This window comes from Tritonibacter mobilis (assembly GCF_001681715.1).
Classification (GTDB): domain Bacteria; phylum Pseudomonadota; class Alphaproteobacteria; order Rhodobacterales; family Rhodobacteraceae; genus Epibacterium; species Epibacterium mobile.
The window spans coordinates 48,169-67,027 of sequence record NZ_LNWY01000003.1 but is presented as its reverse complement, the minus strand read 5'-3'; the positions used below and the strand labels follow the sequence as shown (position 1 = coordinate 67,027).

Here is an 18,859-nt window from a genome sequence, read left to right as displayed (position 1 = left end):
TTTAGTCATTTTCGATGATCGCTGCAAGCAAAGCGGCCATTGGCGCAACCGCAGCGAAAGTCAGTAACGTCCGCATCGCAAACCGACACGCGTGCCTCGCCTTTGACAGGTTGGGCAACCTCACTGCCGCCCTTCACGGGCGCGTTTCAGCATCTTGCCGATCGTGAACGACGTGCGCGGCGCATAGACGTAGCGGGTGCGTTCGGTTGGGGTGGCGCGGCTGCGCATCCTTGCAAGGCCAAAGATGATCAGCCCGGCATGCCCCACCGCGATAAAGGCGAACAATGCGCCGGGGCCGAAGGCCTCAATGAGGGCAGAGGCCAGCAAAGGGGCTGCAATCGCGCCGGTGGCATAGAAAAACATCAAGGCTGCCGACAGCTCCACCCGCTCTTCTGAGGTGGCAAAATCATTGGCGTGCGCGGCTGAGACCGAAAAAATCGGCACCGTGGTCAGGCCAAAGAATGCGGCTGAAACCATGATCGCCAAAGTGCCACCGCCACTTGCGGGCAGGGTCAAAGCGCAGGCGACCATCGACACGCCCGAGAGCCATATCAGCACCCAGCGGCGGTCGAATTTATCCGCAAGCCAGCCCACGGGATATTGCGCCAGCGCGCCGCCCAGAACAAAGGCTGCAAGGAAAAAGGCGATCTGGTCGATCATCAGGCCGACCTCCTGGCCATAGATCGGCCCCACCATCCTGAAGGATGCGCCGCTGAGGGCTGAGACGATGACACCCGCCACCCCAAGGGGCGAACACCGCCACGCCAGACCCGGGCGCAGGCGCGGTGCGGAGGGTATCTTGGGCTGGCTTGCGCGCGTCATCATCAGCGGCAGCAACGTGGCGCAACACAGGATCGCGAGCAGGTTATATGAGATGTAATTTGCGGGCGGCAGCACCGCGATCATCAACTGTGCCGCCAGAGAGGCGCCGGTGTCGGCGATCCGGTAAAGCCCCGAGGTGCGGCCGCGGTTCTCATTGGTGACCTTGGCGTTCAGCCATGCCTCAATCACCGTGTAACAGCCCGCCACACAAAGGCCCGATGCAATCCGCATCGCCGCCCATGCATAGGGGTTATCGGTGAGTGTATGTGCCAAAAGGCCCATCGCCCCAAGCGCGGTGCAGACTGCAAAGGCGCGGGAATGGCCGACGCGGCCCATCAACCGGGGTGCCCACCAGCAGCCGATAAAAAAGCCAAAGAAATGCGCCGAGCCGAGCAAGCCGATCTGGCGATTGTCAAATCCCATAGCCGCGCCGGAGATCGCATCCAGTGGCCCAACGCCCCCGGTCGAGAGCTGCAGCAGGATGACGGACAAAAAGAGGGCGGCAAATGAGAGGATCGTGCGCATAACAGGGCCGACCATAGGGATTCGTCCGGCCCGTGCAGTCGTATTTTCGACGAAGGGGGGTCGTTTTTTATGCGATGTGGCCAATCCGGCGCGCATTCACGGCGGATCTGTCCAGCGCGGTGGTATGTAGGGGCCGAAGGGCAGGCGCGCATTGGGTGTCGCCAGCCCTATCGTGGTTCAGGGGCGTTGCGATTACCAATGGTAGGGAGATACCCGGCCCTGAGCCGTCGTCCAGCGATCAAGCCCGCCTTTGAGGCAATGGGCGTTTTGCAGGCCCATGTCCTGAGCGAGCCGGGTGCTCAGTGTCGAACGCCAGCCGTTATCGCAGTAGAAGATGAACATCTTGTCGAGGGTAAAGATCTCTCTTGCGTAGGGGCTTTCCTGATCGAGCCAGAATTCCAGCAATCCGCGCGGGCAGGAATGGGCACCCGGTATTACACCGGTTTTCTCCAGCTCCCGATAGACCCGCACATCAATAAACTCTGCGTTGCCCGTCTCGAGGAATTTCTGCGCATCGTCGACAGAAATGTAGGAAATTACGCTCTCTGCCTCAGCGACGAGGTCGCTACAACTTTTGGTGGAAATGAACGTCATGAGTGCCTCCGGTATCTTGGAAGGGGATGAGGTCAGTATACCACGGCACACAACCTTTCCGCGCAACAAAGCTACCAATTGGTTAATGTCGGGGCGGGCTGAGGGTGACATCGGCTTGCATCATCCCGGCGGCGGGTTAGGGTCCGCGCAGAAGACGATGACAGGAGAGCGCGAGATGAAGAAGAACCGGCTTGGCCGCACAGATATGATGGTGACCGATCTGTGCCTTGGCACCATGACCTATGGCACCCAGACCGACGAGGCGGATGCCCACGCGCAGATCGACATGGCGCTGGATGCGGGGATCAACTTTGTTGACACCGCAGAGATGTATCCGGTGAACCCGATCCGGTTGGAGACCTTGGGGCGCAGCGAAGAGATCATCGGCAGCTGGAATGAAAAAACCGGACGGCGGGGAGAGTATATTCTTGCTACCAAACATTCCGGCGAGGGATCGGTCGCACGCGATGGCGCGCCGATCACGGCCCAGACCATCGGCGCAACGATAGAGGCCTCGCTGAGGCGGCTGAAGACCGACTACATCGATCTCTATCAGTTCCATTGGCCCAACCGTGGCAGCTATATGTTCCGCAAGAACTGGACCTATGATCCGACCGCATCGCGCTATGACCGCGCGCAGGTGATTGCGGATATGGAAGACTGTCTTGGCGCGCTGCAGGATCAGGTCGACAAGGGCAATCTCCGCGCCTTTGGCCTCTCGAATGAGAGCGCATGGGGCACGGCACAGTGGTTGCGTCTGGCCGACGAGGGCAAAGGCCCGCGTGTGGCTTCGATCCAGAATGAATACTCCTTGCTGTGCCGTCTCTATGATACCGATCTGGCGGAGCTGAGCCATTACGAGGATGTGGGGCTGTTGTCCTTCTCGCCCTTGGGTGCGGGGTATCTGACCGGCAAATATCAGGGCGGTGCGGTGCCGGAGAAATCGCGCAAATCGATCAACCCCGAGATGGGGGGACGTCAGTCGGATCGGGTCGAGAGTGCCGTGGCGGCCTATCTGGCGATTGCTGCCGATCACGGTCTTGATCCGGTGCATATGGCGCTGGCGTGGTGCCGGACGCGGCCCTTTATGGCCTCCGCAATCTTTGGTGCGACGGATGTGGACCAGCTGGCGCATATCCTTGAGGGCGCGGATCTGGAGCTGGCGCCGGAGGTTCTGGCTCAGATCGACCACGCCCATCGCGCCCATGCGATGCCCTATTAAACGACGAGAGGGGGCGCTGCCCCCTCTTGCCCCAAGGGGCAATTCACCCCCGAGATATTTATAAAAAGCTGAAGGGGCTAGTTGGTGCTGTGGCTGGCGTGGCTGTTGGCCTGCATCATCGGGTAGTTTGCAAAAGCGGTCTCTGTTCCGCTCTGCCGGAGTTCACGCGCTGACAGGCCATGGGCGGTGCGGAAGGCGCGGGCGAAGGTGGATTGCGAGGTGAAGCCGGTGGCCACTGCAATCTCCATCAGGGGCAGGTTGGTGTCGGTGACCAGACGGCGGGCCTCGGCCAAGCGCAATTGCAGGTAGTGGTCCTGCGGCGTTGTATTGAGGCGCAGGCGGAACTGTTGTTGCAGGCTGCGGGGGCTGGTGCCCAGAACCTCGGCAATTTCCGCCAGAGGCTTGGGCTCATCCAGCGCCGCTTCCATGATCGCATTGGCCTTGGCGGTGAGGGCATTGTGTTTGTGATGGCCAAGGCGGCTTTGGCTGCGCTGGGGCGAAGAACTGCCATCATAAAGGAACAGGCCTGCCACCCGAGAGGCAAAGCCATGACCGTGACGCGCGCCGATGATATGCAGCATCATCTCGATCGCGGGCGTCGCCCCGCCGGAGGTCATGCGACCCTCAGAGACGGTGAAGCGGTCGGTGCGGCAGTGAATGTCGGGGAAGCGGGCGGAGAAGTTCTCCAAATCTTCCCAATGGGTGGTGGCGGCATGGCCGTCCAGCAGCCCGGCTTCGGCCAAGAGCCAGGGTCCGCCGTCGATCCCGGCAATGGTGGCGCCGGTGCTTGCGATGCGGCGCAGACCGGCCAGCAGGCTTGGGGTGGCATGTCGGGCCAGTTGGAAGCCGGCCACCACGATCAGCAGATCACAGCCATCCAGCCGCGCCAGCGGTGTGGTAGGCACGGTAAGGCCGGAGGTGAGCATCGGCGGCTCGGCGGTGGCGCTGATATAGTCCCAGTCAAAGGCCGCACGCCCTGCCAGACGGTTGGCGGCACGCATCGGGTCCACCGCTGCGGCAAAAGAGAGCGTGTTACACTCGTCCATCACCAGAACGGCGGTCTTGAGGGGGCGGTTCTCCGGCTGGAGGATGTTTTTTGCGGATTTCATCAACTTCGATTCGCTTCGCGTAAACTCTTGCCGCCAAGGCTGAGCGAGAGTCAGGATCAGCGCAAATTGGAATCCGGGGAGAAGCCTGGGGATAACCCGTGGCACAACCCTGTACATCAGAGGGAAAATCAAAAATGCCGCTTTCCATGAACCGCGAGGTCTTTATCACCTGCGCCGTGACCGGCTCCGGAGGGACGCAGGATCGCAGCCCGCATGTGCCCCGCTCGCCGAAAGAAATTGCCGACAGTGCCATTGCCGCTGCCAAGGCAGGGGCGGCGATTGTGCACTGTCATGTGCGCGATCCCGAAACCGGTGCGCCCTCGCGCGACCTTGGGCTGTATCGCGAGGTCACCGACCGAATCCGCGACAGCGACACCGATGTGGTGCTGAACCTGACCGCCGGCATGGGCGGTGATATTATCTTTGGCGGGGTGGAGAACCCGCTGCCGGTGAATGCGGCGGGCACCGACATGATTGGCGCCAGCGAACGGGTGGCGCATGTGGCGGACTGCCTGCCGGAGATCTGCACGCTGGATTGCGGCACCATGAACTTTGCCGAGGCCGATTACGTCATGACCAACACGCCGGGCATGTTGCAGGCGATGGGTAAGATGATGACGGATCTGGGCGTGAAGCCGGAAATCGAGGCCTTTGACACCGGCCATCTGTGGTACGCTAAGCAACTGGTGAAGGATGGCATCCTTGAGTCGAACGCGCTGGTGCAGCTCTGTATGGGGGTGCCATGGGGTGCGCCCAATGATCTCAACACCTTTATGGCGATGGTGAACAATGTGCCTGATGATTGGAACTGGTCTGCGTTTTCGCTGGGCCGCGATCAGATGGCCTATGTGGCGGCCTCGGTGCTGGCGGGCGGCAATGTGCGTGTGGGGCTGGAGGACAACCTCTACCTCGACAAGGGCGTGCTGGCGGAGAACTGGCAGCTGGTCGAACGGGCTGGCACCATCATCTCCAACCTTGGTGCGCGGGTGATCACCCCGGCCGAGGTGCGCGAGAAACTGGGGCTGAAGAAACAGGCTCCTGTGGCACAGTAAATGGGAACTCCCACCGGGGGACAGGCGTTTCGGGTGAGAACCCGAAGCACATGCCCCCGGAGGCCCAGACCATGATCACATCCGCTGTCCGCACCACATTCGCTGTATCGCTTGCTGTTTTGACCGTCTCGACGTCGGCGCAGGCAGGGGGCTATCGCGACACGGATGTGCCGCTGACAGTGGAGGAGGATCTGGACCTCTCGCGCTACCTTGGCAAATGGTATGAAGTCGCACGCTTTCCCAACAATTTTGAGATGGGGTGCGAGGGTGTCACCGCAGAATATAGCGCACTCCCCGAGGATCGCATCAAGGTGGTGAACAGTTGCCACAAAGGGGGGCTGAACGGTCCGATTGATACCGCCGAAGGCGTGGCGCGCGTCACTGGGCCGGGCATGCTGGAGGTGAATTTCGTCCCATGGCTGCGGATCTTGCCGTTTACCTGGGGGGATTATTGGGTGCTCAACGTGGACGCAGAATATGAGGTCGCGGTGATCGGCACCCCAAAGGGCAAGCACGGCTGGATCTTGGCCCGCACGCCCGAAATCAGCGCAGAGCAACTGACCGAGGCGAAATCGGTCCTGCGCGACAATGGATATGACATCGGGGCCTTGGAAATGGTGCCCCAGAACTGAGGACAACGGGATATGACAAAAACGGCGGCGGTACTGGGCGGCGGAGTGATAGGCGGCGGCTGGGCCGCGCGGTTTCTGCTCAATGGTTGGGATGTACGGGTGTTTGACCCGGACCCAGAGGCGGAGCGCAAGATCAGCGACGTACTGGCCAACGCACGCCGTAGCCTGCCGGGGCTGGGGAATGTGGCCTTGCCGCCAGAAGGTGCGCTGACGTTTCACGCCACAATCGAGGCGGCCGTGCAAGGGGTCGACTGGGTGCAGGAAAGCGTGCCAGAGCGGCTCGACCTGAAGCAAAAGGTTTACGGCGAATTGCAGGCGCATGTGCCGCCGGGCGCGGTCATTGGCTCATCGACCTCGGGCTATAAACCCTCGCAACTGCAGGACGGGTTCACAAACGCCGCGCAGATCGTGGTCGCGCATCCGTTCAACCCGGTCTACCTGATGCCGCTGGTGGAGGTGGTCACCACCGATGTGAACACGCCTGAGGTGATCGCCAAGGCCAAGGAGATCATCAGCGCGATTGGCATGTATTCCCTGCATCTCAAAAAAGAGATCGATGCCCATGTGGCGGATCGCCTGCTGGAGGCCGTCTGGCGCGAGGCGCTGTGGCTTGTGAAGGATGGCATCGCCACCACCGAGGAACTCGACAATGCGATCCGCTATGGCTTTGGCATCCGCTGGGCGCAGATGGGTCTGTTTGAAACCTATCGTATCGCCGGTGGGGAAGCTGGGATGAAGCACTTCCTCGCGCAGTTTGGGCCGTGCCTCAGCTGGCCGTGGACCAAGCTGATGGATGTGCCGGAATATAATGACGCGCTGGTTGATCTGATTGCGGGGCAATCCGATGCGCAATCCGGGCAGCATTCCATTCGCGAGCTGGAGCGTATTCGCGACGACAACCTTGTTGGGATGATGCGGGCACTGGGCGCAAATGACTGGGGCGCAGGAGCGCTTCAGAACGCCCATGATGCGGCGCGCATGTCCGAGGCGGGTCTTGCACGCAGTCTCGATGAGGTTGCGGATATCAGCCAACCGATCCTCACCCAGAGCCGCGTGGTGCCGCTCGACTGGACCGATTACAACGGACATATGACCGAGAGCCGCTATCTGGATGCCTTTGCGCAATCCACCGACCGGCTGATGGAGATCATCGGCTGTGATGCCGAGTATATCGCCTCTGGCGGCAGCTATTTCACCGCCGAGACCCATATTCGCCACATCGACGAGGTTCACGCGGGCGACCCCATTCAGGTCAAGACGCGGGTCATTATGGGCGCTGGCAAAAAAATGCACCTCTGGCACGAGATGTATGAGGGGGAGCGACTGTTGGCGACGGCGGAGCATATGCTGTTGCATGTGGACCTTAAAACCCGCCGCTCCGCCCCGCCTGCCGCGCAGATCGAGGCCAATCTGACACGGATTGCTGAGGCGCATGCCGCTTTGCCTGCCCCCGAAGGTTTGGGCCGCGCCATTGGGGCACCGCGTTAGTTCAGGCGCTGTGCTGGGGCGATGCATGTGCACACTCACCTGCGACAACGAGATCAGGGTTCGGGCCAAAGGCCCGGACTGAGCCTCCCCCGGGTGGTCCTACCGGATTACATGGATCAATGCCCGATCTGCGCCCTCAAGGCGCCGACGCGTCGGGGCATTTGTCGGGCGGTGATATCGGCCTCGCGCACCAGCCGGTCAAAATGGCCAGTATAGGTCTCCACCCGTTCACGGTCGCGAAACGCCATGTAGTGACTGCCCGCGTAAAACACGCATAAGAGCGGGCCAAAAATCGTCAGCGGCGAGGAGTACAGCCGTTTGGCATCATAGAGATAGATCCGCAACCGTGGGTAAAGCTGCGTGGTCAGCCGTTCCAGATGCTCCAGCTGTTCGATTCTGATCTCGGCAGAAAGCTCCTCGTAATAGCCAACGCCTTTGGCAAAACTGTCGATCTCGTAGATCGGCATCGCGATCTCATAATCCGACCCTGATTGCCGCATCCATGCCAGCCGATCCTCGGATGCCCCGATGGCCTGATCGGCAGTGCGGCCCAAATGTGGCGCATATTCCCATTCCAGCACCGCGCGGGTTTTTAGCATATCCGGCAGGGTCGCAGGCACATGGCGGATTTTGTACCCCGCTGCCTCGCGGTGCCATTCATAGATGCGCTCATCCACCAGCGCGCGGGGCGCTTCGGTCATGGCAATCGAGGACGCCAGCAGTTCCGCCGCGCTTTCGGGCCGATCCGACAGGCTGAGCAGCCAGTCCGCCGACACGCCGAGCGCAGTTGCACAGGCCCCAACCACATGCGCATTGGGCAAACGCGCACCCTCATCGGTCAGGAGCTGCGAAATGGTAGAACGATCCACGCCAGTGGCCCGCGCCAGCGCGCTCTGGCTCAGGCTGCTGTCGCGCAGCGCGCGGTTCAGGCGGTCGCGGAACTGCGTCGCACGCAGACGCTTGTCGATATTTTCCCTCATATGGTGACAAATATCACATCTGATGAGTTTTGTTAATCACATACAGAATTTCGCACAGCCTGCGGATCGCCTAGCCTGAGTGCATATCAAACATCGGAGGACTTATGGAAACGCGCGGGCGCTCCCTCGTGAAGGCTGTTGTGTGGAATGTGATTGGGCTGATCTCAATGACCGTGGTGGGTTTTGTCGCCACCGGGTCATTCAGCGCAGGGGGCCTGATGGCCGGGATCAACACCGCGCTGGGGTTCACAACCTATCTAATTTACGAACGCGTTTGGGCTGGCATCCGTTGGGGGCGGCACCATGCATGACATGAGCGCCATAGAACTGGACGACCAGACGGTGGCCCTGCCACTGATTGCGCCGGACCTCGATCCGGCAACAGCGGAGGCCAAGGCCGCGCTGCCGCAGCACCCGGAATGGGGGACCTTCCTGCTGATCGTGGTTTGCTATCTACTCTGGGCCGGGGCGGTTTTTGGGCTGGCGCAGATCTCGCAAACCTTGGCGGTGATGGGGGCTGGGCTGATGGTGGCGCTGCATTCCTCGCTCTGTCATGAGGTGCTGCATGGCCACCCGTTCCGCAGTCGGTCCCTGAACGAGGCGCTTGTGTTCCTGCCGCTCAATCTCTGTGTGCCCTATGGCCGCTTTCGCGACACGCATCTGGAGCATCACCGGGACGAAAACCTTACCGATCCATATGATGATCCGGAGAGCAACTTTCAGGATCCCCGGATCTGGGCAAGCTTGCCGGCATGGCGGCAAAATCTTTTGCGAGTGAACAATACGCTCTTGGGGCGGATCCTGTTGGGGCCGCTGATCGGGCAGGTGTGTTTTATGAAGACCGACTGGCACCTTGCGCGGGACGGCGTGCCGGGCATCAAGCGGGACTGGGCCTTGCATGGGATTGGAACGGCGCTCGTGTTGTGGCTCGTCAGTCTTTCCGCGATGTCCTTGCTGGCCTATCTTGGGGCGGCCTATATGGGGCTCGCGCTGCTCAAGATCCGCACCTATCTGGAACATCGCGCCCACGCAGATATGCATGGCCGGACCGCGATCGTCGAAGGGCGGGGCGTATTGGGCGCAGTGCTGGGATTTCTGTTCCTGAACAACAATCTCCATATTGTGCATCATCTCTACCCCGGCGTACCCTGGCACCGGCTGCCACGCCTTTATCATGAGCATCGCAGCAGATTTCGGCAAAGAAACGACGGCTATGTGCTGCCAAGCTATGCCAGCGTGTTTCGCCAGTTTGCCTTCCGCGCCAAAGATCCGGTGCCACATCCGCTCTGGAAATCCTCTGAGTAAAGGCGCATAAGGGCGGTATGCGATAGTATACTGTAAAGGTTGCCCGATGCCTCTCTGGATTCCCGTCACCCTCGCTGCCGCCAGTTTTCAGACCGTGCGCTTTATGCTGCAAAAGGTGCTGAGCAGCGTAACCCTGAGCGCGGCAGGCGCCACGTTTTCGCGTTTCGTCTATTCCGCGCCGCTGATCCTGTTGCTGCTCTGGGCTTATGTGGCGGCCACCGGGGCTGAATTGCCAGCGCTGAGCGCGCGGTTCTGGGGCTTTGCTACCATCGGAGGCCTGTCGCAAATTCTCGCCACGGTCTGCGTCGTGGCGCTCTTTAAGGAGCGCAATTTTGCGGTGGGCATAACCTTTAAGAAAACCGAGGTGATCCAGACGGCCATCGTCGGGCTGGTGGTTCTGGGCGACGAGGTCTCTCCACTTGGTTGGCTGGCGATCCTGATCGGATTGGCGGCGGTGCTGGTGCTCTCAAAAACCAAGGACGGCCCCAAGGGGATCTGGCGGCAACTCACCGGACGGGCACCGCTCCTCGGGCTTGGATCGGGGGTGCTTTTTGCCTTTTCCGCGGTAAGTTACCGTGGCGCATCATTGCAATTGCTCGAGCCGGACGCGGTGCTGCGTGCGGCGGTGACGCTGGGCGTGGTGGTCTGTTTGCAGACCGCGATGATGCTGGTCTGGCTGGTGCTGCGCGATCCGGGCCAGATCGCCCGCGTTTGGGCCGCGCGCCGGGTGGCGGTCTGGGTGGGGCTGACCAGCATGGGCGGGTCGTTTTGCTGGTTTCTTGCCTTCACCTTGCAAAATGCAGCCTACGTCAAAGCACTGGGGCAGGTGGAGTTGCTATTGTCGCTGCTCGCGTCGCTGGTGTTCTTCAAAGAAGACGTCACCCGCCGCGAGATCATCGGCATGGCGCTCTTGGTGCTGTCGATCCTTGCCCTGATCCTCGCTCTTTGAAGTTGAGAGTCTGATTCAAATCACCTCAGCGAGACACGTTAGGGTCGGGGAGGCTCCCGCCCGTCGCTGCAGTCTTCCCTATCGGGAAGCACAGCGCTCCCGTTGGGCCGGGCACCGCGCGTGCCGCGCGGTGCCGCAGCCTGCCCTCAGGGCAGGCTGCCGGGCCCAAGACCGATTGGCGGTGACCCTTTGATAAAAGGGGCGCAGCCGAGGGCGCGGGAGGCCCCCTCATCTGCGGGTTCACCGCCGCGCTCAGTCTGCCCGTGACATCGGACGGCCGTGCAAGCGCAGAAACAGGCTCTCTTCGTCGTCATTGCAGAAAAAGGGTGTGCTTTCCGGCGGGGTCTCGCTGCGCAGATTGGCGGTGACCTCTGCCAGCACCACTTCGGTGATGAAGGGCAGATCAAAGCTGCGCACCTGACTGAGCGGGATCCATTGCAGATGCGACAGCTCGTCCGAGGCGCGGGAGAAATCATCGAGATCGCCCACCAGCGCTTCGGCCTCCACCAGAAAGAACCGGGCATCAAACCGGCGCGGGCGTCCGGGCGGGGTGAGGGCGCGAAACACAAATGTCAGCGCCGAGGCATCGGGCAGGTGACCCGTCGCGGCAAAGCTCTGCCAATCATCAGGCACCGCGTCATCCCATGTCCCGCGCTGGCCAAGGATCAGGCCGGTTTCCTCCCACAACTCACGCGCGGCCGCCACACAAAGTGCGCGCCACACATCCGCACCACCATCCGCCTGCAGGCGGCCCCGGCAGGGTTCGGCGATGTCACCGCCCAAGGCGATCTCGCGGTCGCCTGCATCCATCGCGCCACCGGGGAAGACGAATTTGTTGGGCATAAAGGCCGCCTTGGCACCGCGCTGCCCCATCAGCACCCTTGGGTCATCGCTGTCACCGTCGCGCACCACGATCACCGTGGCAGCATTGCGAATCGCGGTCTTGTCGACCCGTGCTTCGCGTTCACCAATCTGTGTCATCGCTGCGGCCTCCGAAATGAACAAAACGGCCCGCAATCTGCGAGCCGTCCTCAGTGTCACGTCTTTAACATGGAAAGGAAAGAGGCAGGATCAGGCCGCCGATACCTTTTGCTCTGACGTTTTGTCAAACCCATGCATCCGGCGTGCCCATTGATAGGCGACCACCACACCTTTGAGATGCGGCAACAGATAAAGCGACGCCGCCAGACAGCCGGTCGAGAACACAGATGCCATGACCCAGGGCGAGGGACGCCACTCAAACGCCATATAGTGCATCAAGGGCGCCATCAGGTGCCCCACGATCAGAATCGTCAGGTAGGCCGGGCCGTCATCGGCGCGGTGGTGGTGGAATTCTTCGCCGCAGTTGGAGCAGCTGTCATTCACCTTCAGGTAGCTGTGCAGCAGCTTGCCTTCGCCGCATTTGGGGCATCGCCCGCGCCAGCCCTTCCACAGGGCAGGTTTGGTGGGGCGGTCTTCATGGATCGGAGCCTTCTGCGGGGTGAGGCCTTGCGTGTCTGTCATCTGATACTCCGTGACCTATGCGCGCCGTGTGATTTAATCTGAATGGCAATGGTCGTCTTAATTTCAATATTAGACCGAAATATGCAAATCACAGATTTATTTCGCTGTGACCGGGTGACGCGGGTGTGGAGAAATTGACTAAAAGTCCTTTTCCAAAAGGGACATAGAAAAAATCCACAAATATGCGACGGAAAGCGGGGAGCGGGCCGTTTTACTCATACATCGGGCAGCATGGTGCTGCTGAGGCTCAATAAAGGAACGATGTTATGAAGAAACAGATCCTGATTGCTACCCTTCTTTCGCTGACCACTGCTGCGGCAGGAACGCAGGTTTTGGCAAAGCAAGGGGCCGGGCCACGGCACGAAAAGCCGACATTCGAACAGCTGGACGCCAATGGTGATGGCGCATTGACACGTGACGAGCTTGAAGCGCGCGGGCAAGAGCGGTTTGCCAAAGCGGACCAAAATGGAGATGGCGTGCTGAGCGCGGATGAACTCAACGCCCGGGCGCAGGAACGCGCTGCAAAACGCACCGCTGCCATGATCGAGCGGTTTGACAAGGATGGCGATGGTGCATTGAGCGCAGAAGAAATGCCCAGCCGCCGCGGCCCGTTCAATTTGCTGGAAAAGGCAGATACCGATGGCAATGGCTCGATTTCCAAGGCGGAATTCGATACGGCTCAGGCTATCATTGAAGCGGTGACAAAACGTCAGCATCATCGCGGCGGGCCGGACAAACCCCGTCATGGCCAAGGTCACGGCGAGGCATCGGAGTAAATCATATCCGAACGACACAGTGCATATGCGTGCCACAAAACCGGTGCTCCCGCCAAAGGGCGGAGCATCGATGACCGAGGCGGGCCAGCGACTGCAGGCGCGACAGGTGGCGTCTCGGTCGGATCCCGAGGCCAGCGATGAGGCGTTGCTGGTCCGCTTTGGCAATGGCGATCCATCCGTGGCGGCCGAACTCACCCGGAGGCTCGCTCCACGGGTGCTGTCACTGGCGACACGGGTGCTGGGGAGCCGGGCCGAGGCGGAGGATGTGACCCAGGAGGCCATGATCCGGCTGTGGAAGATCGCGCCCGAATGGCGTTCGGGCGAGGCGCGGGTGACCACTTGGCTCTACCGTGTGGGGATGAACCTCTGTATCGACCACAAGCGCAAGGCGCGCGGCGGTCATGTGGATCTGGATGCCATCCCCGAACCGCCAGACCCGGCCGCAGGGGCGGCGGAGGCCCTGCAGGAGGGCGCGCGGCGTGATGCGTTGCAAGAGGCGCTTATGACCTTGCCGGAGCGGCAGCGTCAGGCGGTGGTGCTGCGCCACATCGAGGAACTGACAAACCCGGAAATCGCCGGGATCATGGACATCAGCGTGGAGGCCGTGGAAAGCCTGACCGCGCGAGGAAAACGGACCCTCGCCAAAGCACTGGCCGGGCGTCGCGAGGAATTGGGGTATCAAGATGGCTGATCATCACAACCAGCGGGATGGGTTCGACGATCTCGATACGCTCTTTGCAGAGGCGCGCGCGACCCGCCCCGAGGTGCCGGATCGGCTGATGCAGGCGATCCTTGCCGATGCCGCAACCGAGCAGGTGCAATGGCAGCTTGAGAGTGCGCCCGAGCGTGCGAGCCGAGGGCCAATTGCGTTGCTAGTTGCCGCGCTCGGGGGCTGGCCGGCGGTCGGCGGTCTGGTCGCCGCAAGCTGCACCGGGTTGTGGTTTGGCATCAATGCGCCGGACCTGATGCTTGATGCACCGGGGTTGCAGACGCTGGCGATGACAGGCAGCGAGACCTCTGACTATGAGGTTTACGAAACTTTTGATCTGGCCACGGTACTGGCTGAGGACTTGCAATGACACAGACACCTGAACCCAAACGCGCGTCGCGGATGCCCCGCTGGATGAAGGCGGTGTTTGCGCTGTCCCTAGCGGGGAACCTCGCCGTGGTTGGCATCATGGCAGGGGCGGCCCTGCGCGAGGATGGCCCCGGTCATCGCCGCCACAAAGCGCCGCCACCGCCTGCGGCTGCTGATGCCATCGGGGCGGTGATGTATCGCAGCTTTGACCGTGATGAGCGCCGCGCCCTGCGCGACATGGCCGGTGGCAAGCATGGTGATATTGTTGAGCGTCGGCTTGCGGAACTGAACGACTTGCTGGAGGTGATCCAGAGCGATCCGCTGGATGTGGACACCCTGCACGCCCGGATTGAGGCGCAAACACGCGCGGCGCAGGCGTTTCGCAGTACTATGCATGAGGTCTGGATTGCTGAGCTGCAAAAGATGACACCCGAGGAGCGCGCCGCCTTTGCCGAGAAGGTCAAGGAACATGTGGCCCGCTTCCGCAAACCCCGCAGCGAACGCGAGAGAGGCGAGGCCCCGCGCAACTAACCGCGGGCACATTACTTTGGGCGTTACCTAGGGAGTGTTTGGGCGGATCAGGCCGCCGCGCTTTGCGGCAGGCCTTTGATCACGGCCTGGTTGCGCCCGGCGTTCTTGGCCTCATAAAGGGCGCGGTCAGCGGCAGTAAACAGCTCCTCTGAGGACAGTTGGCGTTCGCCCTGACCCCCGACAATTGCGCCGATACTGATCGTCACATCCAGTGGCGTGGCGCAGCCTTTGACGACAAAGGGCGCAGCATTGATCGCGCGACACAGCCGGTTGGCCATGGTGGTGACCTCATCGCGGCGCAGGTTCGGCAGCACCAGCATAAATTCCTCACCGCCGATGCGGGCCAACAGATCACAGCCACGCAGTTCGGCCTGCAAGCGACGGGCTGCTTCGATGAGCACCGCGTCACCGACCGGATGGCCATGCGCGTCGTTGATATGTTTGAAGTGGTCCAGATCCGCGACCATCACCGCAAAATTCGACCCCGCGCATTGGGCGTCCTGTGTCACCTGCTCAAGGAACGGGCGGGCGTAGCGGCGGTTATAAAGCCCGGTCATCGGGTCGCGCATCGCCGCGCGGTAGCCGTCGCGCAGGTTGTTGCGGATCATCTCGGCGCGGTGCTGGTGTTGCAACTGAGTGTTGATGCGCAGCGCCAGCTCATCCACCTGAAAACCGCAGTGCAATACATCATGCGCGCCACGGTCCAGCGCTTCGGCGGCGATGCCAGCATCGGCGGGGTTGGGCACTGCAATCACCACACTGTCGCGGGTGCTGATGCGAGCGCGCAGATCGGCCAGCAAGCGCAGCGCCATGCCTGCGGATTGCTCGTTGAGTTCGATCACGATCACATCCGGCACCGGCGTGCGCATGAGATCCTGAATGGCGTCCACGTTATAGGCACGTAGGCTGTAACCGACGCTGGCCCCCAGCCGCGCCTTCCATTTATGAGCGGTTTGCAGGTCATGACAGACCAGCGCGACACTGGCGTCGGACTGACTGATTTGCCCGCCAACGGCGTCTTTAGGCGCCATAACAAAGGCGGCAACCCCGTCTTCGCGCAGGTGCAAATCGTCCTCTTGCATGCGCATGCGCAACAGGCTGCGGATGCGGGCCTGCAGGATCATATCGTCCACCGGCTGCGGCAGTACCTCGTCGATACCTGCCGACAAGGCCATGATCCGTGTGCCGCGATCATTGTTTGCGCTGAGCGCGATCACCGGCACCCCGGTGCCGTGCTGCATCCGGTCAAGCGCACGCTTTACATCGGCGGCGTCGCCATCAGGCAGGCTCATGGCGGTGAGAACCAGATCGGGACGGTTGTCCTTCATCAGCGCCATCGCAGCCGACAGGCTGTCTGCCTGCAGCACCTGAAAACAGGCGGCAGTCAGTTGCACCTTTAAAACGATGCGATTGGTGGATACCCCATCTATGACCAGGATCGTGCCTTGCACGTTAAAACACCTTCAGTTCCGGCTTTTGCTTGCGATTGAGTGTTGATGAGACTGGTTAACAAACCCTTTCGGGGTTAGTGCAAATTGACGTAAAAGTGTCGACAAGGGGGCTGATATGCCATTTTCCGCCGATCACGCCGAGGTTCTGGGCTTAAAGGCGCTGAGTTGGCTGGCCAGCAGCGATGAGCTGTTGCCAGTGTTTCTGGGATCAAGCGGTGCATCGATCTCGGATCTGCGGGATCGGGTCAATGATCCGGAGTTTTTGGGCGCGGTGCTCGACTTTCTCCTGATGGATGATTCTTGGGTCGTGGCCTTTTGCGACAACGAGGGCGTGGCCTATGCCTCGCTCGTTGAGGCGCGCGCGATGCTGCCCGGGGGTGATCAGGTCCATTGGACGTGATAACCGCACTGACAACAGATACTTCGACCAAGGATGTCCCATGACCCTCTCTGCGCTTCTGTTTGACAAGGATGGCACGCTTTTTGACTTTGCCCGCACATGGAATGGCTGGTCGATGGCGATGCTTACGGAACTCGCTGCGGGGGATCAGGCGCGCCTTGCGGCGATGGCCGATGCGGTGCGTTATGATCTGAGCGCGGCGGCGTTTCGCGCCGACAGCGTGGTGATCGCGGGCACCAACGAAGAGGTGGCGGAGGCCCTGCTGCCGCATCTGCCGCACATGACGCTGAGCGATCTGGAACAATTCCTGATCCGCACGGCGGGTGAGGCAGAATTGGCGCAGGCGGTGCCGCTCGCCCCTTATCTCAGCGCGTTGCGCGACATGGGGCTGAAGCTTGGGGTGATGACCAATGACGGGGCGCATTCGGCCCAGCGGCATCTGACGCGTTCAGGGGTCTATGATCTCTTTGATATGGTGATCGGGGCCGACAGCGGCTTTGGCGCGAAGCCCGACCCAGACCCGCTGCTGGCCTTTTGCTCAAACGTGGGTGTTGCGCCCGAGGCAACCGCGATGGTCGGCGACAGCCGCCACGATCTGATCGCCGGACGTGCGGCAGGCATGCGCACCATTGGCGTGCTGACGGGTATGGCCCGCGCCGAGGATCTGGCGGATCTGGCCGACGTGGTGCTGCCAGACATTGGCCATATCCCCGAGTGGCTGGCGCGCGCATAAGCGGCAGGGCGTTTTCGCGGCATCAGGCTGGTCAAAAACGACATGCTGTGTCGGTAATGGACAGGTGTGTCTGGTGCCTTCCGTCCCAATCTGGACCGGAAACGATCCGTCGCAGGAGAGGGGACCCCATGTCGCAGACACAAGCGCGCAGGCGCCGGGGCGGTGGCAGGGCAGGCGCAGCCGCCCGTCGCGGAACCGCCACATTGGAGCAGATGCCGTGGAAGCCTCCGACCAATATTGATCGCCCGGTTGAACCGCTCACCGAGGAGGGCATTGCCGCGATCCACGATGGCGCCATGCGTATTCTTGAGGAAATCGGCGTCCAGTTTCTCAATGACGAGGCGCTGGAGATCTTTAAAGAGGCGGGTGTTCAGGTCGACGGCGAACTGGTCCGCATGGACCGCGATTTTGTGATGGAAATGGTGGGCAAAACGCCGTCGGAGTTCACTCTGACACCGCGCAACCCAGATCGTGCCATCCGGATCGGCGGCAATTCCATGGTCTTTGGCAATGTGTCGTCGCCGCCCAACTATTGGGATATGGACCTGAACAAAAAGGTCCCCGGCACCCGCGAACATTGCCAAAACCTGCTGAAACTGACCCAGTATTTTAACTGCATCCACTTCGCCGGGGGCTACCCGGTAGAACCCGTGGACCTGCATGCGTCGATCCGGCACCTTGATGTGCTATATGACAAACTCACCCTTACCGATAAGGTGATGCACGCCTATTCGCTCGGCAAAGAGCGGGTCGAGGACGTGATGGAGATGGTGCGGATCGCAGGTGGCCTGAGCCATGCGGAGTTTGACGCCACACCGCATATGTACACCAACATCAACTCCACTTCGCCGCTCAAACATGATGAGCCCATGATTGACGGCTCGTTGCGGCTGGTGCGGCGCGGCCAGCCGGTGATCGTCTCTCCCTTCACGCTGGCCGGTGCAATGGCGCCGGTGACGATGGCCGGTGCGGTGGCGCAATCGCTGGCAGAGGCGCTCTGCGCGATTGCCCTGTTCCAATATGTCCGCCCCGGCACCCCCTGCGCGATCGGGACGTTTACCTCCAATGTTGATATGAAATCCGGCGCGCCTGCTTTTGGCACTCCTGAATATATGCGCGCGACTCAAATGACCGGGCAGATGGCGCGATTCTACGGCCTGCCACTGCGCTCGTCGGGGGTCTGCGCGGCCAATGTGCCCGATGGGCAAGCGATGTGGGAGACATCCAATTCGCTCTGGGCGGCGGTGCAGTCGGGGACCAATATGGTTTACCATGCCGCAGGCTGGTTGGAGGGCGGTCTGATTGCCTCGCCTGAGAAGTTCATCATGGACTGCGAAGTCCTGCAGATGATCCAGCGTTACATGGACCCGGCGGTCAATGCGACAGGCCCCGAGGAGATTGCGTTGGATGCGATCCGGGAGGTTGGCAACGACGGTCACTTCTTTGGCATTCAGCACACGCAGGACCGCTATGCCACCGCCTTTTACCAACCGTTTCTCAGCGACTGGCACAACTATGAGGCGTGGGAAGCTGCGGGTGGCACATGGACGGCCGAGCGCGCAAACGGGCTCTTCAAGCAGATCATCAATGAATTTGAGGCCCCGGCGCTGGATGAGGGCATCCGCGAAGAGCTGCAGGCCTTTGTTGCCCGTCGTAAGGAAGAGGGTGGCGCGCCCACAGATTTTTAACCATTGTTACCATTTGGACGC

General features: G+C 61.2%; 21 protein-coding genes. 14 read left to right on the top strand and 7 right to left on the bottom strand.

Features of this window, described 5'->3' with window-relative positions; genetic code table 11:
• Window positions 1–120: 120 nt before the first annotated feature.
• Window positions 121–1,347 (bottom strand): MFS transporter, encoded by a 1,227-nt coding sequence (locus tag UB90_RS01855; RefSeq protein ID WP_065326536.1) that lies wholly within the window; start codon window positions 1,345–1,347, stop codon window positions 121–123.
• 192 nt (window positions 1,348–1,539) lie between these two features.
• A complete protein-coding gene (locus UB90_RS01850) occupies window positions 1,540–1,941 on the bottom strand; it encodes a rhodanese-like domain-containing protein (RefSeq protein WP_065326444.1) in 402 nt (133 codons plus the stop codon).
• Between the two features lie 175 nt (window positions 1,942–2,116).
• Between UB90_RS01850 and UB90_RS01845 the strand changes: the two genes are divergently transcribed.
• Window positions 2,117–3,163 carry an aldo/keto reductase gene (locus tag UB90_RS01845; protein ID WP_065326537.1) on the top strand — a complete coding sequence of 349 codons (1,047 nt, stop codon included), beginning with the start codon at window positions 2,117–2,119 and terminating at the stop codon, window positions 3,161–3,163.
• 77 nt (window positions 3,164–3,240) lie between these two features.
• On the opposite strand, the gene UB90_RS01840 is transcribed toward UB90_RS01845, so the two are convergent.
• Window positions 3,241–4,272: a GlxA family transcriptional regulator gene (locus UB90_RS01840; RefSeq protein ID WP_065326445.1), complete on the bottom strand. Its 1,032-nt coding sequence runs from the start codon at window positions 4,270–4,272 to the stop codon at window positions 3,241–3,243.
• A gap of 134 nt (window positions 4,273–4,406) precedes the next feature.
• Between UB90_RS01840 and UB90_RS01835 the strand changes: the two genes are divergently transcribed.
• The 3 genes from UB90_RS01835 to UB90_RS01825 all read left to right on the top strand — a co-directional run bounded on the left by UB90_RS01835 (window position 4,407) and on the right by UB90_RS01825 (window position 7,444).
• Window positions 4,407–5,324 (top strand): beta-keto acid cleavage family enzyme, encoded by a 918-nt coding sequence (locus UB90_RS01835; RefSeq protein WP_065326446.1) that lies wholly within the window; start codon window positions 4,407–4,409, stop codon window positions 5,322–5,324.
• Window positions 5,325–5,395: 71 nt separating this feature from the next.
• A complete protein-coding gene (locus tag UB90_RS01830; RefSeq protein WP_065326538.1) occupies window positions 5,396–5,956 on the top strand; it encodes a lipocalin family protein in 561 nt (186 codons plus the stop codon).
• Between the two features lie 12 nt (window positions 5,957–5,968).
• The gene (locus UB90_RS01825; RefSeq protein ID WP_065326447.1) at window positions 5,969–7,444 is read left to right on the top strand and encodes a carnitine 3-dehydrogenase; all 1,476 of its coding nucleotides are present in this window, start codon (window positions 5,969–5,971) and stop codon (window positions 7,442–7,444) included.
• Window positions 7,445–7,560: 116 nt separating this feature from the next.
• Here the strand turns inward: UB90_RS01825 and UB90_RS01820 are convergent, their stop codons facing one another.
• A complete protein-coding gene (locus UB90_RS01820) occupies window positions 7,561–8,424 on the bottom strand; it encodes a helix-turn-helix domain-containing protein (RefSeq protein WP_065326448.1) in 864 nt (287 codons plus the stop codon).
• Window positions 8,425–8,528: 104 nt separating this feature from the next.
• Here UB90_RS01820 and UB90_RS01815 point away from each other — a divergent pair, with 104 nt between their 5' ends.
• From UB90_RS01815 to UB90_RS01805, 3 genes are read left to right on the top strand one after another with little or no spacing between them, the layout of a single operon-like run.
• A complete protein-coding gene (locus UB90_RS01815) occupies window positions 8,529–8,735 on the top strand; it encodes a DUF2061 domain-containing protein (RefSeq protein ID WP_005658022.1) in 207 nt (68 codons plus the stop codon).
• Window positions 8,728–9,729 carry a fatty acid desaturase gene (locus UB90_RS01810; RefSeq protein WP_065326449.1) on the top strand — a complete coding sequence of 334 codons (1,002 nt, stop codon included), beginning with the start codon at window positions 8,728–8,730 and terminating at the stop codon, window positions 9,727–9,729. Before UB90_RS01815 ends, UB90_RS01810 begins: the two co-directional genes overlap by 8 nt.
• Window positions 9,730–9,775: 46 nt before the next feature.
• On the top strand, window positions 9,776–10,678 hold the full coding sequence (locus tag UB90_RS01805) for a DMT family transporter (RefSeq protein ID WP_065326450.1): 903 nt from the start codon (window positions 9,776–9,778) through the stop codon (window positions 10,676–10,678).
• 252 nt (window positions 10,679–10,930) lie between these two features.
• Here the strand turns inward: UB90_RS01805 and UB90_RS01800 are convergent, their stop codons facing one another.
• Window positions 10,931–11,659: an NUDIX hydrolase gene (locus UB90_RS01800; protein WP_065326451.1), complete on the bottom strand. Its 729-nt coding sequence runs from the start codon at window positions 11,657–11,659 to the stop codon at window positions 10,931–10,933.
• Between the two features lie 90 nt (window positions 11,660–11,749).
• Window positions 11,750–12,181 (bottom strand): DUF983 domain-containing protein, encoded by a 432-nt coding sequence (locus tag UB90_RS01795; RefSeq protein WP_009177142.1) that lies wholly within the window; start codon window positions 12,179–12,181, stop codon window positions 11,750–11,752.
• A 266-nt stretch (window positions 12,182–12,447) separates the two neighbouring features.
• On the opposite strand from UB90_RS01795, the gene UB90_RS01790 reads away from it, so the two are divergent.
• The 4 genes from UB90_RS01790 to UB90_RS01775 all read left to right on the top strand — a co-directional run bounded on the left by UB90_RS01790 (window position 12,448) and on the right by UB90_RS01775 (window position 14,566).
• Window positions 12,448–12,957, top strand: coding sequence for an EF-hand domain-containing protein (locus tag UB90_RS01790; protein ID WP_065326452.1), 510 nt, complete (start codon window positions 12,448–12,450; stop codon window positions 12,955–12,957).
• Window positions 12,958–13,027: 70 nt separating this feature from the next.
• Window positions 13,028–13,648: an RNA polymerase sigma factor gene (locus tag UB90_RS01785; RefSeq protein ID WP_081285504.1), complete on the top strand. Its 621-nt coding sequence runs from the start codon at window positions 13,028–13,030 to the stop codon at window positions 13,646–13,648.
• A complete protein-coding gene (locus UB90_RS01780) occupies window positions 13,641–14,036 on the top strand; it encodes a hypothetical protein (protein WP_065326453.1) in 396 nt (131 codons plus the stop codon). The genes UB90_RS01785 and UB90_RS01780 overlap by 8 nt, the downstream gene beginning before the upstream one ends.
• Window positions 14,033–14,566 carry a periplasmic heavy metal sensor gene (locus UB90_RS01775; protein WP_065326454.1) on the top strand — a complete coding sequence of 178 codons (534 nt, stop codon included), beginning with the start codon at window positions 14,033–14,035 and terminating at the stop codon, window positions 14,564–14,566. Before UB90_RS01780 ends, UB90_RS01775 begins: the two co-directional genes overlap by 4 nt.
• A gap of 47 nt (window positions 14,567–14,613) precedes the next feature.
• On the opposite strand, the gene UB90_RS01770 is transcribed toward UB90_RS01775, so the two are convergent.
• The gene (locus tag UB90_RS01770; protein ID WP_065326455.1) at window positions 14,614–16,017 is read right to left on the bottom strand and encodes a diguanylate cyclase; all 1,404 of its coding nucleotides are present in this window, start codon (window positions 16,015–16,017) and stop codon (window positions 14,614–14,616) included.
• 115 nt (window positions 16,018–16,132) lie between these two features.
• Here UB90_RS01770 and UB90_RS01765 point away from each other — a divergent pair, with 115 nt between their 5' ends.
• From UB90_RS01765 to UB90_RS01755, 3 genes are all read left to right on the top strand, one after another.
• Window positions 16,133–16,417 carry a DUF3572 domain-containing protein gene (locus UB90_RS01765; RefSeq protein ID WP_009177194.1) on the top strand — a complete coding sequence of 95 codons (285 nt, stop codon included), beginning with the start codon at window positions 16,133–16,135 and terminating at the stop codon, window positions 16,415–16,417.
• Between the two features lie 40 nt (window positions 16,418–16,457).
• Entirely contained in the window at window positions 16,458–17,150 is a 693-nt protein-coding gene (locus UB90_RS01760; protein ID WP_065326456.1) for an HAD family hydrolase, read from the top strand.
• Window positions 17,151–17,278: 128 nt separating this feature from the next.
• Entirely contained in the window at window positions 17,279–18,838 is a 1,560-nt protein-coding gene (locus UB90_RS01755; protein WP_065326457.1) for a trimethylamine methyltransferase family protein, read from the top strand.
• The last annotated feature ends 21 nt before the right edge of the window (window positions 18,839–18,859 follow it).